The sequence below is a fragment of the Aporhodopirellula sallentina SM41 genome, assembly GCF_000346505.1.
Classification (GTDB): domain Bacteria; phylum Planctomycetota; class Planctomycetia; order Pirellulales; family Pirellulaceae; genus Rhodopirellula; species Rhodopirellula sallentina.
Genome location: NZ_ANOH01000050.1, coordinates 19337 through 35701 on the forward strand (window position 1 = coordinate 19337; position 16365 = coordinate 35701).

The window sequence follows — 16365 nt, forward strand, 5'->3', positions numbered from 1 at the left end:
TCGGATACATTGAATCGTTCAAACTTACCACTCACTTTCCGTCGACATGGATGCGGCGGCATTCTCAACCGAGCAAAGTAACCGCGATGCCCGACGCCACGCCTGCAGAAACCGCACCATCGGTCCAAACGGCCCCGGGAGCGGCCATAAAACTATGGCAGAGCTTTCGCCGGATCGGCCTCTCCGTCGCAATCGCCTACGTGCTGATCTGTGTCGGCATGGTGATGATGGAAACGCGTCTCGTCTTCCCGGGTGCGTATCTCGCCGCGACACCTGAATTCGATGGCCCTCATTTCAGCACATCGGATCCGATCACCAACCGGATCGTGACGCTCGACTACCTCGCCGAAGACGAAATGAACCTCGAAGGCAGGCTGATCGTTCGCGACGACGCCGAGCGAGTCATCCTATTTCTGCACGGCAACGAAATTCGTGCCGCTGAAATGGACCACTGGACCTTGCGACTTTCGGAACTCATGAATGCGACCGTGCTGACCGCCGAGTACCGCGGCTTTCAAGGGGAAGACTTCACACCGACCGAAACGACCTGCATCGCCGACGCGTACTCCGCACTTAAAAAACTATCGACGATCACAAACACACCTCAAAAACAAGTCACCATCTACTCGCGTTCTCTCGGTGGCGGAATCGCCGGAGGACTCGTGGAGTTGCTTCAGAAAGAGGGCACACCGCCCGATTCGCTGATCCTTGATCGCACCTTTGACAGCACAGTCAGTGTCGGTGCCGATCGATTCGTATGGCTACCGGTGCAATTGCTGATGCGAAACCGATTTGACACCGCATCGCGTCTTGCTGACTTTGAAGGTTGCGTCGTCCAGATCCACGGGACGCCTGACCGAATCGTTCCCATGAAAAACGGCAAACAGCTATTCGATTCGCTCCGGACACCACACAAATCATGGATCGAAGTTCCTGACATGTATCACAACGACAGGATCTCCGACGCTACCTTGAAAGAGGCTTTGGCGGAACTCCAACGCCTCGAATCCGAGTTCGCTACGACGCGTACTGTTTCAACGACGGATCCCGAACCGGTTGATCCGAAATGAGTCGGTCGGCGAGGACGTCGTTGTTCTCCATCGCATCGAGATCGGCTGTGATCCGATACAACGCGATCAGACAGGCGACCGAAACAAACAACGCACATCCGGTCCAAATCGGATGGTACTGCGGAGCCTGACTGACGGCATCGACCGTAATCAAATTCTGCAGCCCTGGAATCTTCAGGTCCGCGATCCGATTGAGTGACACCGACAACGCATTGTTGCCAAAGTGAATCAGGATCCCAGGCAGCACGCTGCCGGTGCGAAGCGCGACCCAACCGAGCAGCACACCCATGAAGGTTGCCGAGATCGATTGTTGCAAAACGCCGTGTGAAATTCCGAACATGAACGCGGTCACGAGAATCGCACGCACTGGGCTATTGTTTCGCACCAACCCGCCAAAGATGAATCCGCGGAACGCGAGTTCTTCACAGATCGCAGGCACAACCGCCATCAGCAAGATCACCGATAACCACGGTGCCGACGCAATGTGCTCGCCGAACGGTCGCATCGCCTCGAGAGCCTGAGGACTCAGCGGGTACATTTCACCGATGAAACCTGCGAGTTGCATGTAGATGGGGTGCAACATAAACGCGAGCACGCAAACCAATGACCACACTCGCCAGTTAACGGCGTTGAGACGCAAACTCGTTTTCAACGACGTCGTCATCATCGTCGCCATCAAGAGCGTCGGTGCCAGGATCAAACCGAACTGCGGCAGGAATACCAATTTCGCGATACCACCGAACGTGTCCGGCATTTCCGTGACGGCGAGTTTTCCGAAAAACAACGCAACCAAGATCACGGCACCACAACCGAACGCAATCGTCGGCGTAGCGGCCCGTTGTCGATCACGCCACAGGTGACGCATCCACGCACCGAGTTCCCACTGGTCGCCATCGCCAAAGAGTACGGACTCGGATTCAAATTGGCGTTTCGCCCAACGAGTCGCCATGTACAAGCAAATCGAAGTCACGACGGCAACCATTGGTAAAAACGCGATTGCTTCGAAATGCTGACCCTCGACCAAACTACGTACCAACAGGAACATACCCGTGACCGGAATCAAGCTCGTTCCCAGGTTCAATGTTGTCCCGGGCAGCATCGGCAACAACACCAACGGCAGAGTCACCATCATCAACGGCATCAAGTAATACTGCCCCTCTTTGCTGCTGCGAGCCATCGCGGCCACGGCGAGTGCCAGGGCACTAAACAGGGCCGACAGCGGCACCAACGCGACCAACAACCACAACATTGGAATCAGCGGCGGAGCGCCCATTGATGTCCCACCAGGGCCAACGCCGATCTGATTGAACACGAACGAACTGGTCACCAACATCGACGCTGCGTTCAAGATCGCCGTCATCATGCTGAACGTCATGACGGCTCCTAACTTGCCCCACACGATTTCTTCTCGCAGTGCGGGGCTGCACAGCAACGTCTCCAACGTACCGCGTTCTTTCTCACCGGCGACCAAATCGATCGCAGGATAAAATGCCCCTGTCATCGCCCAAACGAGCATGATGAAGGGCAGCAGTTTCGACCAAAACGCGGCTTCTCGCGTGCGTTCGGGTGCGATGTCACAATCTTCAATTTTGAACGGGTCGAGCACCGACAATTCGACGCCCGCATCGGCGAGTCGGCTACGCACCCAAGTCCCACGCCAACGATTCAAGATCGAAACGGTGCGATCTTTCGCGACCATCGACTGATCCGACGCGACGTTGTAGTAAACACCAACCGACGCAGCCTGAGCCTCGAGTTCCTCCACCGAGAGGTCACCGGCGTTCACACCCAGTGGTTGATTCACACAGACAACACAGTCGAACACCTGATCTCGCACCCATTGCTGAGCTCGTTCGGCGAGGTCACCGGAACGCGCCAGTTCCGAGGCACGGTATGCAAAAACATCAATCGTCGACTCGGAATCCCAGAGAGTCTCGGGAAACCGGTATGGCGTCGTCTCACTGACACCGAGTGGGTGTACCCGCGATCCATCCAAATCGGGATCCTCTTCATCGGTCACGACCAATAGAGGAGAAACCAATCCGTCGGCGCCCGGCACCTGTGCATCTTCGGTCACGTGCTCGACACCGATCACACATACCGAAATAGTATGTTGACGGGTGAACTGCGCGATCTGCAGCAACAACATCCCAACCAACGGATACAACAACATCGGCAACACGGCGATCGTGAACAATGTCCGTCGGTCGCGAAGTTGGTCTCGCATTTCGCGAGCGTAGATCAGGGTAATGGCTCCCAAACGTGGGCGCCCGGCCCGCATCGCCGCTCGTCGTTTTTGTTTGGACGAAAGACTCATTGTACTACCCCCATCTCCAACGCGTAATCTTCAGTTGTTTGCACCGCATTTTCATGCGAACTGAGCAGGGAGAAAAAGAGTTCTTCGAAATCGGTTTCTTGATGCCGCTGGGTCAATTCGTCGAGTGTCCCTGAGTCGAGAATTCTTCCCTGGTGCATGATGGCGATTCGGTCGCAGAGTCTTTCGACTTCGCTCATGATGTGAGTGGAAAAGATCAGGCATTTGCCCGCCTCTCTCAGTTCGCGAATCACACCCAACAGGTTGCGTGCGACGAGAACATCCAAACCGAGCGTCGCTTCGTCAAAAATCAACACGGGCGGGTCATGCACCAACGCGCGGGCGATCGAAACTTTCTGACGCATGCCCGTCGACATTTTTCCGCCGGGGACGTCACGGAACTCGTTCATTCGCAACTGTTCGAACAATTTTTCGAGCCGCGATTCGAGTATCGTCTTGCTCATGCCGTGCAACCGCCCGAAATATTCCACCATCTCCCACGCCGTCATACGGTCGTAGATCGCGGTGTTATTGCTCACAAAACCGATTCTTCGGCGAACCTCGGCTGGTTCGTGAGCGACGTCGTAACCGTCAATTGTCGCGATCCCCGACGTGGGCCGGAGCACCGTTGAGAGGATTCGCAGCACAGTGGTCTTTCCCGCACCGTTAGGCCCTAACAAGCCAAAAATCTCTCCCGGTTGAACCGTAAAACTGACTCGATCGACGGCTCGGAACCTTCCTCGACGAAGGTCCTCATATGTTTTCGAAAGGTGCTGAACTTGAATCATAGAAGCCGGCTGTGATCACGAATCGGCGGACAGATACGGTGGCGAACGGAGTACGCCCTGAGCAACCGTAAGCCGAAATCAGTGACAGTAAATATTTTGTTGCTCGGACCTGCGCCCTGTTCCGATATGAATTGGGGCGGGAATCCGGTTGTAACAGTTGCGCCGAATGAACACCTCCCGATCGAATGCCAGACGGCGTCAAAGGGTGCTATACTCGCAGCCCCGCCGGTCGATTTCACGTCCTACCAACCAGCCTTACTGATGTCAGACACACCCTCCTCCAACGATGGTTCTAGCCCAACCACCGAATCGCCACAAACGCCTTCCAACGCGGCGACCGCCCCCCTTACTTCGTTGCAACCAAAGACCATCGTGGTTTTGCTTTCGGCGATGATGTTCCTGCAGTTCTTTGCGTGGGGATCCTGGTTTGCGACCCTCTCGGCGGCGATGGACACACACCTTCTCGGCGCTTTCATCGGAGGAGCCTACGAGTCCGCTCCGATCGCAGCGATCTTTGCTCCGTTGTTTCTCGGCCTCGTTGCGGACCGATTCTTCTCATCGGAGAAGGTGATGGGGACGCTGATGCTGATCGGCGGAGCAATCATGCTTTTGATTCCTGGTACCGCGGACACCGCGTACCTGTTTGCGGTCGAATCCGCAAATGAGATGAAAGCGAATGGAACCTACGACGCCGCCGCGTTCCTGGCGTACCAATCCGAGGAGAACACAGCGGGCAAAACACTTGTATGGATGATCCTCGCCTACCTGTTGTGCTACATGCCAACACTCGGCCTCGGCAACACGATCGCCTTCACGCACATTCCCAGCCAAGATCAATTCCCGAAGATCCGCGTTTGGGGAACGATCGGTTGGATCGTTGCTGGTTTGACGCTCGGAATCTTGGGATGGTCGGCGTCGTACAACATTTTCTGGCTCGGCGCGGCGAGCTCGCTGGGCCTGGGCGTGTTGTGTTTCTTCTTGCCCAACACACCACCGCCACTTCGTGGTCAACCGATGGACGTTCGATCGTTGTTGATGGTTGATGCGTTAAAACTGCTGGCCAATTGGAACTTCTTTGTCTTTGCGATCTGCTCCACATTGATTTGCATTCCACTGGCTTACTACTACGGAATGACGGCAACGTATCTCAATCAAACCGGGTTCGCCGAACCGGGGGCCACGATGACGATCGGACAAATGTCCGAAATTGTCTTCATGTTGTTGATCCCTTTTTTCTTCCGCCGACTCGGCGTGAAGATCATGATCTTGGTCGGAATGGCGTGTTGGTTCGTTCGCTACCTTCTGTTCGCATTTGGTGCTGCCGAACAAACGACCTGGATGCTGCTCCTCGCGGTGGCTTTGCACGGAATCTGTTATGACTTCTTCTTCGTGACGGGGTTCATGTACACCGACGCGAAGGCCCCCAAAGCCATCCGCGGTCAAGCTCAGGCGTTGCTCGTCTTCCTGACCCAAGGGGTAGGAATGTTTTTTGGCTATCGCATCATGGCGGGCGGCAACTTGTTCGGATTCATTCCGCTGAATCTGACCTTCGGCACCTACGGCAACCAAGTCACCTCAGCACCGCAGTACGTCGAAGCATTGTCGGAAGCCCGAGGGGAGACGACCTCGTCATCTTTCCTGCAGACGTTCACGAAGATGTTCTCTCGCGAACTCCCTGAATCGCTCGACACAGCCATCCTGGCGGAAACGATGGCTCAGTGGAAAGATTTTTGGCTCTCTCCGGCAATCATGGCGGCCGCGATCTTCTTGCTATTCGCGGTTACGTTCTGGGATCGATCGGGAACTGAGTCCGATAACGTGAACTAACTCACCGCCGGGCGAGCGGGTACACTAAACGTCATCCACTCCGCCCTCCTACCTCCTGCACCACCTTGTCATTGCCACTGCGTATTGGGTTTGAGGCCCCCGAATATCTGCTCTGCCTCGTCGTGCTGCCTCTGATTTGGTATTGGGGGTGGCAACACCTAGGCGTTCTCGGGCCAGTACGCCGGTGGGTCGCGTTGACTGCGAGAACACTCGTTTGGGCAGGGATTGTCGCGGCACTCGCCGGGATTCAGTTGGTATGGACCAACGACCGGATCACGGTGATGTACGTGCTCGACCAGAGCGAGAGCATTCCGGTCGCGAAACGCACCGCCATGTTGGACTATGTCATCGCGGCGGTCTCACAGCACCGAAACGATTCCCGTGGTGACCGCGCCGGTCTCATCGTTTTCGGACGCGATGCGTCAATCGAAATCCCGCCGTATGACGATGATGTCCCACCGATGCGGCGACTCGAGAGCCTCCTGGAACGCACCGACGCGACCAACCTCGAAGCGGCACTGAATCTCGCCCAAGCCTCGATGCCGGAGGACACCTCCCGACGCATCGTCATCATCACCGACGGTAATGAGAACATCGGCCAAGCTCGCGCGATGGCGAGCCGAGTCACCGATGCAGGGATCGGAATCGACGTCGTGCCAGTTGTCACCGAGGCCAGCGATGAGATTCTCGTCGAGAAGATCGACCTACCCTCGAACATCCGAAAAGGGCAACCGTTCGAAGCCAGAATCGTTATCGACCGACAAGGCGAGAGTCTCACCGAAGGCGCTTCGGATGCTCCAGACGACGATGACTCGAGCGGAACGGTCCGCGGTCGCCTGAGAGTCAAGCAGCAAGTCGCGGGGGAAGAGTCGCTGCTGCTCGAACAAACAATCGAGCTGGCTCCCGGCAAAAACGTTTTCCCGATGCGTCACACCATCGACCAACCGGCAGCCTACACGTACCAAGCCGAGTTCATTCCCGAATCCGAAGACGACGACGTCCTCACGCAGAACAACTCCGCGACCGGATACACCTACGTCCGTGGCAAAGGGCGGATACTGCTGATTCACTCGCCCGGCAAACTCGACGACTTTGATTTACTGATCTCGGCTTTGCGTGATGCGAACATCGAGGTCGCCCCCATGTCGACCGATCGACTATTTGGTTCGATCGCCGAACTGCAACCATACGACGCGGTGATTCTCGGCGGCGTCCCTCGTGTCGATAGCGATAGCACCAACAAGATCACATCGTTCAGTGACGATCAAATCGAGATGCTGGTCCGCAACACACAACAACTCGGTGCGGGCCTGTTGATGATCGGCGGTCCCGACGCACTCGGTGCCGGCGGATGGACCGGTACCGAAATCGAGAAAGCGATGCCGGTGGATTTTAAGATCCGCAACGCGAAAGTAAACGCAGTCGGCGCACTCGCTCTGATCATGCACGCCAGCGAAATGGCCCAAGGAAACTACTGGCAAAAGAAGATCGCCGAGGCCGCCATCAGACAACTCGGCGGGTCGGACCTCGCCGGCGTGTTGCACTGGTCCCCGAGCGGCGATCGATGGTTGTGGGGTGGCTCAAAAGGCCTACTCGAAGTCGGCCCGAACCGAAAAGCCATGCTGGCGTCTCTCGGTCGCATGACGCCCGGAGACATGCCGGAATTTGATCCCGCAATGCGGATGGCCGTTGCCGGTTTGGCACGAACGAGCGCGGCGATGAAACACTGCATCATCATTAGCGATGGCGACCCGAGCCCTCCTTCGGGCACCGTTATCAAAGCATTCAAAGACAACAACATCACCGTCAGCACCGTGGCGGTCGAGTCACACGGCACCACCGGCAGCACGCAACTGCGAAGAATCGCACAATCAACCGGAGGGAAATACTACGAGGTGAAATCAGGACGTGCGCTGCCGGCGATCTTTCAGCGTGAGGCTCGGCGCGTTTCGCGTCCGTTGGTTTTCGAACCTAATGGGGGAGCGATCCCCGAAATTGTCTTCCCCCACGTCGCCCTCGACGGCATCGACACGGCAATCCCACCGATCAGCGGATTCGTCATGACACAGACGAAATCCAGCCCGCTGGCGCAGGTCGTACTGCGTTCCCCCAAACCCGACACTCCGGAAAACGCAACCGTTTTGGCAACGTGGAATTACGGTCTCGGACGCTCCGCAGTATTGACGACGGACGCCGGAAATCGATGGGCCTCTCAGTGGGCACAGTGGCCGGGCTACGAGAAACTGCATTCCCAACTCGTCCGTTGGTTGATGCGGCCTACCGGCGACACCGGCCAATTCTCGCTCGCGACCAATGTGAAAGACGACCGCGTCGACGTCATCGTGACCGCCCTGACCGACGACGATCAGTTCCTCAATTTTCTCGAAGTCGCCGGATCGGTGCTCGACCCGTCACTCGAACCGCTCCCGTTGCGAATGGAGCAGGTCGCACCGGGTCGCTATTCAGGCAGCTTCCCGATCGACCGAGCAGGAACCTACTTCGTCAACGTGTTGCCCGGATCGGGCAACGCACCACTGAGCACCGGGGTGACGGTTCCGTACAGCGATGAGTTCCGCTACCGGCAATCCAACCAAGCTCTGATGGCACAGCTCGCGTCACTCCGACCACAAGACGGCCAACCCGGCGAGGTCACCTCACCGCTCGGCGAAGAAATCACCGACGAACTGCTCGCCAGCGATGCGTTCCGGGGCGGCTTGCCGCTGGCTCGTCGCATCCGAGACGCATGGCCATGGTTTGTCCTCATTGCCGCCGGACTTTTCTTCACCGACGTTCTCGTGCGGCGAGTCGCAATCCACTTCGGCTTCTTGAAAACCTGGTGGGATCAATGGACCGGCACAGGACAGCCTGAACTCGCGACCGTCGCCCGTCTCGATCAACTGAAAAAGCAGAAAGATGCGATCAGTGCCGCGGGTGCGAACCGCCGATCATCTACCCGTTTCGAACCGACGGATGTCCCGTCGGATTCAACGAGCAAGATCACGGATCCTCGCGACGAGATACCGACGAAGACTTCGCAAACGAATACCGGCACGAAACCAGGCGCACCGGAGCAGAACACCGATGCGTCGAACTACACCGAACGGCTACTCGAAGCCAAACGACGGGCTCGAAAGAAATAGCCGTCTTTCGCAACGAACCTCCGACTCGGACTCAGTCGTCTGAGTCATCCGCCGTGACGTCGCCTGCATCTCCCGCGTCCGCGGCATCTGCTGAATCGGCAGGAGGATCGTAGCCCTCTTCACCTTCAAACATCTCGTCGGCGCCGGGCATTTTCGGGTCCAACGGCGCCCGCTTGCGAAGTTTTCGTTGCAAGGAACGACGGTGGATTCCCAACCGGCGTGCCGCTTCGGAGATGTTGTTGTTGCAATCCGCGAGCACGCGATGAATGTGCTCCCACTCGTTTCGAGCGAGCGAGGGTGCGGGGAAAGCCAATCCGCCTTCGGGCACGAGAGGCTCTTCGCCACGAACAAACGCCGAGAGAATATCGTCCGCGTCAGCTGGCTTGCTCAAAAAGTTCACCGCGCCGGCGCGAACCGCATCGATCGAGGCCGGAATGCTGCCGAATCCCGACAACATAATGATTCGGCAATCGGGTTTGATCTGCAGCAGTTTCCGCAACAAGTCCAACCCGCTGCGCCCCGGCATCCGCAGGTCCAACACCGCCAAGTCAGTCGGCGCGTGCGTGAAGACGCTCACAGCCTCGTCGAAATTCCCTGCCGTTCGAACTTCTAAACCGCGGCTCCGCATCGCCATGGCCAATCTTTCTCGTAACACCTCAGTGTCGTCGACGAGAAGAATCGATTTTGCCCCCACTGTTTCAGCGGTACATGCTTCGGAGGGGTCTGGATATTCAGATGAAAAGCTCACAAGTCACGCCGCATGAAAAAGAAAGGAGAAGCAAACGCATGTGTTTAAAGCATCGTCATCACGGAACACTTTTTCAACACCCCCAAACCGAGAACGGTCCAATCCGCCGAGATTATCGCGACTGAGGCCGTACCGCCTTGGTTAGCGGCAACACCACCGTCGCGGTCGTTCCCTCATCAGGCACGCTGTCAAACGTCAGTCGACCACCAAGTCGAGTGATCACATTTCGCGTAAGGAACAAACCTAACCCGATCCCACGGCCCGGTTCCTTGGTTGTAAAAAACGGATCACCCGCCCGATCAACAACGTCGCTCGACATCCCATGCCCGCGATCGACCACCCGCAAGGTGACTTTGTCATCGTTACGCTGAGCCTGCACCGTCACCGAATCCTCGGCGCTGCTCGCATCCAACGCATTGTGAATCAAATTCCGAATCGCTTGGGCGACCGCTTCCTCCGGCAACCACATCGGCTGGCGCTCCCACGCCGGTGTTTCGGAATCGTCGCCAGCGGACTCAAACGCTCGATCTGCACCTTCCTCGGCAAACTCCTCATCAATCGTCCACGGTTCGTCCGGGTCGAGGATTTCGACCCGGTGAGGATCCCGGATGCCATCGAGAGTCGTGTCGATCAGATCACCGAGAGTCGTACGATTCCACTGATCCGCGACCGCATCGCCCGCAGCCGATCGCATGCGAGCCAAAATTTGGCGGCACATGTGCAACTGGCCGTCGATCAACCGCAGGTCTTCATCGATCGACACGGGTTTCTCGACCGAATCCAAATGCCTCGTTAGCTCTCGGCAGGCAATGTCGATGGTCGACAGCGGTGTCGCCAATTCATGAGCCGCCCCCGCCGCGAGCGTCGTCAGACCTTCCAAACGCATCGCATCGGCTCGCTCGGATTGACTGCGTCGGAGGTCTTCCTCGCGGTCGCGCAACTGCCGAGAGGTCCGCGCGACAAAGTACGTGATTACCGTTCCACAGGCCACAAACGCGATTAATGAAGCGATATCGCGCATCCCGAGAACACCGAGATGCACCGGAGACGGATCGATCGTCTGCACACTCAATCCACTCACCGGCCACGACACCAACAGTAAAACTGCGTAGCCGAGCACGGCGAGCCCCGTCAGCGCCCACGCCGCCAACGGCTGCAACATCACCCCACCCACAGCCAAGTTCACAAAGTAGAAAAAGCAAAAGGGGTTATCGGCGCCTCCACTGAAGTACAGCATCGCCGTCAACGTGACCAAATCCAACGCCATAAGAGCGAACGCAACACGCAGCGGAATGACACTGTTTGCGTCCGCAACAACGCCGTGCTCATATCGAGAGAGCCACCATCCGTAAACAAAATTGGTGCACGCGGTCAAAGCGACAAACACGAGCAAAGGCACCAACGGCAACGATGTCGACGTGACCGGATTGGCCAACACGATCGCAACGAGCTGACCGATGCTCGCAATCGACCTCAGTCGCAACAACCAAGTCGACGAGCCCAAAGGTGCGTGCGAGATTAACACCATCTCAGTGGGTTTCTCGCCTTGTCAGTTCATCGCGAAGCTGTGCGGCCAACTCATAGTGTTCATGCTCGACGGCATGTTCGAGTCGCTCTCGGAGCGTTTGGCCAACGGAATATTCCGTTCGCAACGACTCACGCAACTCCACCAAACGCACGATCAACTCATCTTCGTCAAAGTGTTCTTCCGCGTCGTGCTTAACGAAGAAAGCCCGCAACGTTTCCAACCCGCGATTGATCGCCTGGATCGCTTCCTCGGCCGTGTTCTCTTCGAGCTCCCCCAACGCTTCGGCTTGCGTGCGGTGAAACAGAACAAAAGGACGATATTGTTCGTGAGTGGATGACCACTCCGGATCATCGGACAGATCCTCACACAGATCCATCAATCGCAACGTGTGGTCGGCATCCATCACCGCGCGGTGATAAAACTGCAACCGCAACCAACAAATCCGCCGGTGGTAAAACTGCATGAACTCCCGGTCAATCTCGTTGCAGTCTTGTTCGGTGAGCTCGTATTCCGGCTCGTTCAAACGACACAGATTCAGATGCTCGAGATAGCTATCCGAACCATTGATCAGCTCACCGTCGGGACGTCCGGTCGTCTCAAGTTGCAAAATCCCCATATCGACCCGCATCTGCAAGACGTCTCGATCGTCTTTGCCTTTGATCATGCGAACATTGAGTGTAGAAGGGTCAAATGCCCATCGCTTCAACAGATCGTCCAGGTGCCGGGGGCGTTTCATGAATGAATTATCTACGATTGCGTACTGAATTCAAAGAAGGAGAGCAGAGTCAATGGTCGTCACCCCCCAAAAGCCATCACCTTTCAACGACACTCTCGGACCGCTCCGACCCAACGCTCTAGTATATCACCCGATTGCCTGAGGTGAACCTTCAATCGTCACTCTCAACGATGCCTCCACCGATCGCACGCACTGTCAATCGTCCCGCCCGGGCGTTCCTCGCATTCGCTTCTTTTGCGATTGCCGCCGTTTTCCCTCAAGCCGACGTTTTTTGCTGCCCAGCGTCGGACGGGTCTGCCTGCGTTTTTTCGGAGGTAACCTGCACTCGAGCAGCATCGCCACCAACCGTGCTCGAGCATCCGCCAAGTTGCGAATTTGATCACGAGTTTTCTCGCTATGCAGGACCAACTCGCCTTCGCGGTTGATACGGGTCGAGAAACGCGACTCAAAACGACGACGCCAATCGTCGTCAAAACCCGGCTGTGTTTTCGGCACCCAACGCAGCGTCACTTTGGAGTTCACCTTGTTGACGTTTTGCCCACCCGGCCCACTACTGCGCGTCGCCGACCAAGAAAGCTCTGCTTCCGGAATGGTAAATCGCTTCGTTACGCTCAAATCTGACATGCTGTCGCCCGTGATTTTTTTCTTTTCCGACGAACCCGTAGAGAGCCAATCTAGCCCGAACAGGTTCATCTTTCCGGAGGAATAGGCTCATCGTGATGGAAAAACACCCGCCCCCGAGACCTCAATCCCGATGCCCCGCTTCCGAGCACAATCCGCCGGCACGCCCGCATCAAACGCGGCCCCGACCTACCCGCACTGCAGTTCCCTCATCGACCCGAAAGACACCGGATCGCGCCAGGCACCATACCCCGCAGACAATTTCCGGCGCACGCACTGGTTACGTACGACCGACCTCACGCATCGCCACACACTCACCCCAAGACCAATCGGGCAACGTTGATATAGATCACAATCCCCAAGATATCGACGATCCCGGCAACGAACGGATTGCTCATCAACGCCGGATCCAGCCCCAATCTTTTGAACATGATCGGCAGCGTCACGCCACAGAGACAACCGCAAAAAACGACCGCTAACAGCGTGGCCGGGATGACCGTTGCCGCCAAGATCGACGGGGCGACAAAAATTGCCACCGCAAAACCGATCAGCGAGAGAAACCCGCCGAGCAACAGCGACACGCAAACCTCTCGCGAGAGTACTTTCGGCAAGTCAGTCAACTTCACCTCCCCGCCCGTCATGGCCGTAATGACCAACGTGGCGGATTGACTGCCTGAGTTGCCACCGGAACTGATGATCAACGGGATAAACCAAACCAGCCAACCATGCACCGCGAGCTCGTCTTCGTAGTGACGCAGCGCGAACGCGGTCAGCAACGCCGCAAAGAACAGGATCGTCAACCACAACCCGCGTTTGTAAGACAGCACCATCAACCCGATCTGCAGGAAGTCGCCTTCCAATGGCGCGACCGCTGCGATCCGCTGTGCGTCCTCAGTCAACTCCTCACGCACGACATCAATCACATCATCGTGCGTGATGATGCCGAGCAACTGACGCCCCGAATCGATCACCGGGATCGCCAACAGGTTGAAACGTTCGACCTTCTCCGCAACCGACTCTTGATCCTCGCCCGCCAACGCAACAACCACGTCGGTCTCCATCATTTCGCCGAGCGTGCGGCTTTTGTTTTTGATCGACGAAACCAACTGCCGCGTCGAAACGATCCCGCGGAGCAGGTTGTTATCGTCGACCACGTAGAGGTAATAAATCGTTTCGAGATCACTCGCCTGGCGGCCGAGTTCATCGAGTGCTTCCACCGCCGTGAGCCGTTCGCCCAACTTGGCAACCTCGGTCGTCATCAGAGCGCCCGCGGTGCCCTCCGCATACGATCGCAGTCGCTCGATGTTGCGACGCTCGCTCGCCGGCAACAATTTCAGAATCTCATCGACCGCTTCGCTAGGCAGGCCTTGAATCAGGTCGACGCGGTCATCCTCGGGAATCTCCTCAATCAACACCGCAGTTTCGGCCGCCGGTTCCGACGCGAGCATCGACAACTGCCGAGCCTCATCGAAGTAACTGAAAATCTCGGCCCGCCGATCCGGCTCGGCGAACTGCAGCACACGCCACATCTCATCGTCATCGAGCCCTTCCATGAACTCGGCCGTTCGGCCCGGGTTCAACGCCACGCAGAACTCGCGCAGTTCGGACTCTTGTTCGAACGCGAGCATCTCGCGAAGTTCAGGCAGAAATAGAGTGTTGACCAAACCGGAGGCCCCGTCGTGCAGGTGAATGGAGTCTAGAAAACGGTGCCGAGAAGATCGCTACTCGGCCGCCTGGGGCGCGGGCTGATGACAACTGGCGCAGTGCAGCGCCCCAACCCCCACGCAATCTTTTCACACGCGACGCCCTGCACCTCCACCTCCGGACAAAGCTCACGCAATATACCGATCGCTCGGTCATCGCTTTTCGAATCAGCAAACGTCGGCACCAAAAGACGATTCGGCCCGAGACGCAAAAAGTTGCAATAACTCTGTGGAACATTCTGCCCATCGATCGTTCGCGGTGACGGAACCGGCAACCGGTGCACCGCCACCTCTGGGCTCGTCTGGCTCGCCCACAGATCGATTTGGCGATAGTTCGCTTCGAGCTCATCGGCGAAGGGAACATCCGGGCTGTCCGCCACGGCAACGACGACATTCTCGCGGTCGATGAAACGAGCAATTTGGTCGATATGACCGTCGGTGTCATCACCCGGAATCATGCCGCCGTCGACCCACGCGATCTCTTCAATGCCGAGATATTGATACATCCGCTCGGCAAACGTCTGGGCCGTTAACCCGGGATTCCGATTCGGGTCGAGCACGCAGGCGGTGTGCACGAGCAGTCGCCCCGCACCATCCGTCTCCAGCGCCCCACCCTCGAGCGTCAACTCCGCCTTCAAACACCGCAATCCCGCGTGTCTGGCGATTTGGGCCCCCGCGTCGCGATCCAGGTCGTGCGGGTGATATTTCCCGCCCCACGCGTTGAACCGCCAATTCACCGCGAGCAAGGAATCCCGCTCATGAACAAAAGTGGGTCCGTAATCGCGAATCCAACAGTCATTGGTGGGAATATCGACGATCTCGATCTCGCGAGCCGTCGTGGCGGAAACACCGGTGGCGGAATGCAGCAGTCGCTGGCACTGATCGGCGAGCCCACCACTGGCGAGAATTCGCACCGGAGTCGATTCGGCGATTGCGAGCGCAAACCGCGTGAACGCTTCGGGAACCCCATCGAAATGCCCGGGCCAGGTTTCCAGATTATGGGGCCATGCCAGCCAAACCGCATCGCACGGTTCCCACTGAGCAGGAAACCGCCGCGGCGGGCAAGATTGTTCGTCCCCGCCCGTCGAAGGATGGGTAACGCCCAGACTCACTCCGGCTTGATCTCTTCTTTAACTTTCTGAACAAAGTGAGGTGATTTCCCTCCCTTGCTCAGTTCCTCAGCGCGTTTGACCGCCTCGGACTGTTTATCGAAATCGAAAACAGCAACCCGTTTGAGGTTCTGGCTGAAGACGCCCCAGTACAGCCGCAACCGGACATCTGCGGCGGCCTTCTTGGTTTTGCGTTTGGAGGCTTTCTTGCGTTTAGCCTCGGCTGCCAGCTTTTCAGCAGCATCTGCTTCGGCTGCTTTTGCCTGCCGATTGACGACCTTCCGAGCCATAAATCTCAGCTGTGGGGGTTAGTGGGGTTGGATCAGCGAAAATCGACCCATTGCGGGACGAGACAGTCCCCTTAGCCTCCCGGTCCTTCGTTACAACCACGAACACCGGCGTCAGCCAAAAGGATTCAGTCACGCCGTTTGGGCGAAACAGATCACGAAGGTTATCCTCTGCGACGCGTTTTGTCATGGGGACGCGACGCAGAAAACTGGGGAGAAATAATCGTCACGATGGGACTCGATCTCAGCGATCCGCCCATCAGTGTGGGACAGAATTTCACTCCATGGGCAAAAATGACCCAGAGGATCGCTATTCGGAACCGCTCGATTCAGCTACGCTGTAGTTTACCCTCCCGCGGTCGCCAAACTGTTGATCCCTGATTGAATCATGATCAACCCCAGAGGAACATTGATGTTCTCTGACCGCTAGAGACCACCGACCGTAAGCCGGTTCCGACCATGCGCGCGGGAATATTGACGAGCGGATTCTCTAA

At 57.1% G+C, this 16365-nt stretch carries 12 protein-coding genes; 3 read left to right on the top strand and 9 right to left on the bottom strand.

Features of this window, described 5'->3' with window-relative positions; genetic code table 11:
* The first annotated feature begins 50 nt into the window (after positions 1 to 50).
* The gene (locus tag RSSM_RS02650) at positions 51 to 1070 is read left to right on the top strand and encodes an alpha/beta hydrolase (RefSeq protein ID WP_052335971.1); all 1020 of its coding nucleotides are present in this window, start codon (positions 51 to 53) and stop codon (positions 1068 to 1070) included.
* On the opposite strand, the gene RSSM_RS02655 is transcribed toward RSSM_RS02650, so the two are convergent.
* Both RSSM_RS02655 and RSSM_RS02660 read right to left on the bottom strand, forming a co-directional pair.
* The gene (locus tag RSSM_RS02655; RefSeq protein ID WP_008674198.1) at positions 1018 to 3387 is read right to left on the bottom strand and encodes an ABC transporter permease subunit/CPBP intramembrane protease; all 2370 of its coding nucleotides are present in this window, start codon (positions 3385 to 3387) and stop codon (positions 1018 to 1020) included. The genes RSSM_RS02650 and RSSM_RS02655 overlap by 53 nt on opposite strands.
* A complete protein-coding gene (locus RSSM_RS02660; RefSeq protein WP_008674200.1) occupies positions 3384 to 4172 on the bottom strand; it encodes an ATP-binding cassette domain-containing protein in 789 nt (262 codons plus the stop codon). Before RSSM_RS02660 ends, RSSM_RS02655 begins: the two co-directional genes overlap by 4 nt.
* Positions 4173 to 4433: 261 nt before the next feature.
* Between RSSM_RS02660 and RSSM_RS02665 the strand changes: the two genes are divergently transcribed.
* Together RSSM_RS02665 and RSSM_RS02670 are read left to right on the top strand one after the other, a co-directional pair.
* Positions 4434 to 5999, top strand: coding sequence for a nucleoside permease (locus RSSM_RS02665; protein WP_008674201.1), 1566 nt, complete (start codon positions 4434 to 4436; stop codon positions 5997 to 5999).
* A 65-nt stretch (positions 6000 to 6064) separates the two neighbouring features.
* Positions 6065 to 9139 carry a VWA domain-containing protein gene (locus tag RSSM_RS02670; RefSeq protein ID WP_008674202.1) on the top strand — a complete coding sequence of 1025 codons (3075 nt, stop codon included), beginning with the start codon at positions 6065 to 6067 and terminating at the stop codon, positions 9137 to 9139.
* 31 nt (positions 9140 to 9170) lie between these two features.
* On the opposite strand, the gene RSSM_RS02675 is transcribed toward RSSM_RS02670, so the two are convergent.
* From RSSM_RS02675 to RSSM_RS02705, 7 genes are all read right to left on the bottom strand, one after another.
* Entirely contained in the window at positions 9171 to 9887 is a 717-nt protein-coding gene (locus RSSM_RS02675; protein WP_044300745.1) for a response regulator transcription factor, read from the bottom strand.
* Between the two features lie 112 nt (positions 9888 to 9999).
* A complete protein-coding gene (locus RSSM_RS02680) occupies positions 10000 to 11415 on the bottom strand; it encodes an ATP-binding protein (RefSeq protein WP_008674207.1) in 1416 nt (471 codons plus the stop codon).
* Between the two features lies 1 nt (position 11416).
* Positions 11417 to 12151 carry a UvrB/UvrC motif-containing protein gene (locus RSSM_RS02685; protein WP_008674208.1) on the bottom strand — a complete coding sequence of 245 codons (735 nt, stop codon included), beginning with the start codon at positions 12149 to 12151 and terminating at the stop codon, positions 11417 to 11419.
* Between the two features lie 195 nt (positions 12152 to 12346).
* Positions 12347 to 12775 carry an alternative ribosome rescue aminoacyl-tRNA hydrolase ArfB gene (gene arfB / locus RSSM_RS02690; protein ID WP_044300757.1) on the bottom strand — a complete coding sequence of 143 codons (429 nt, stop codon included), beginning with the start codon at positions 12773 to 12775 and terminating at the stop codon, positions 12347 to 12349.
* A gap of 311 nt (positions 12776 to 13086) precedes the next feature.
* Entirely contained in the window at positions 13087 to 14436 is a 1350-nt protein-coding gene (gene mgtE / locus RSSM_RS02695) for a magnesium transporter (protein WP_008674212.1), read from the bottom strand.
* A gap of 32 nt (positions 14437 to 14468) precedes the next feature.
* Entirely contained in the window at positions 14469 to 15587 is a 1119-nt protein-coding gene (locus RSSM_RS02700) for an agmatine deiminase family protein (RefSeq protein WP_008674214.1), read from the bottom strand.
* Positions 15584 to 15874, bottom strand: a complete 291-nt coding sequence (locus RSSM_RS02705) for a hypothetical protein (protein WP_008674215.1) — start codon at positions 15872 to 15874, stop codon at positions 15584 to 15586. The genes RSSM_RS02700 and RSSM_RS02705 overlap by 4 nt, the downstream gene beginning before the upstream one ends.
* Positions 15875 to 16365: the final 491 nt, after the last annotated feature.

Bases quoted from the DNA above. Each gene is read 5' to 3' on its own strand.
- RSSM_RS02650 (WP_052335971.1), top strand. From the start codon at position 51: ATGCGGCGGCATTCTCAACCGAGCAAAGTAACCGCGATGCCCGACGCC.
- RSSM_RS02655 (WP_008674198.1), bottom strand. From the start codon at position 3,387: ATGAGTCTTTCGTCCAAACAAAAACGACGAGCGGCGATGCGGGCCGGG.
- RSSM_RS02660 (WP_008674200.1), bottom strand. From the start codon at position 4,172: ATGATTCAAGTTCAGCACCTTTCGAAAACATATGAGGACCTTCGTCGA.
- RSSM_RS02665 (WP_008674201.1), top strand. From the start codon at position 4,434: ATGTCAGACACACCCTCCTCCAACGATGGTTCTAGCCCAACCACCGAA.
- RSSM_RS02680 (WP_008674207.1), bottom strand. From the start codon at position 11,415: ATGGTGTTAATCTCGCACGCACCTTTGGGCTCGTCGACTTGGTTGTTG.
- RSSM_RS02685 (WP_008674208.1), bottom strand. From the start codon at position 12,151: ATGAAACGCCCCCGGCACCTGGACGATCTGTTGAAGCGATGGGCATTT.
- arfB (WP_044300757.1), bottom strand. From the start codon at position 12,775: ATGTCAGATTTGAGCGTAACGAAGCGATTTACCATTCCGGAAGCAGAG.
- RSSM_RS02705 (WP_008674215.1), bottom strand. From the start codon at position 15,874: ATGGCTCGGAAGGTCGTCAATCGGCAGGCAAAAGCAGCCGAAGCAGAT.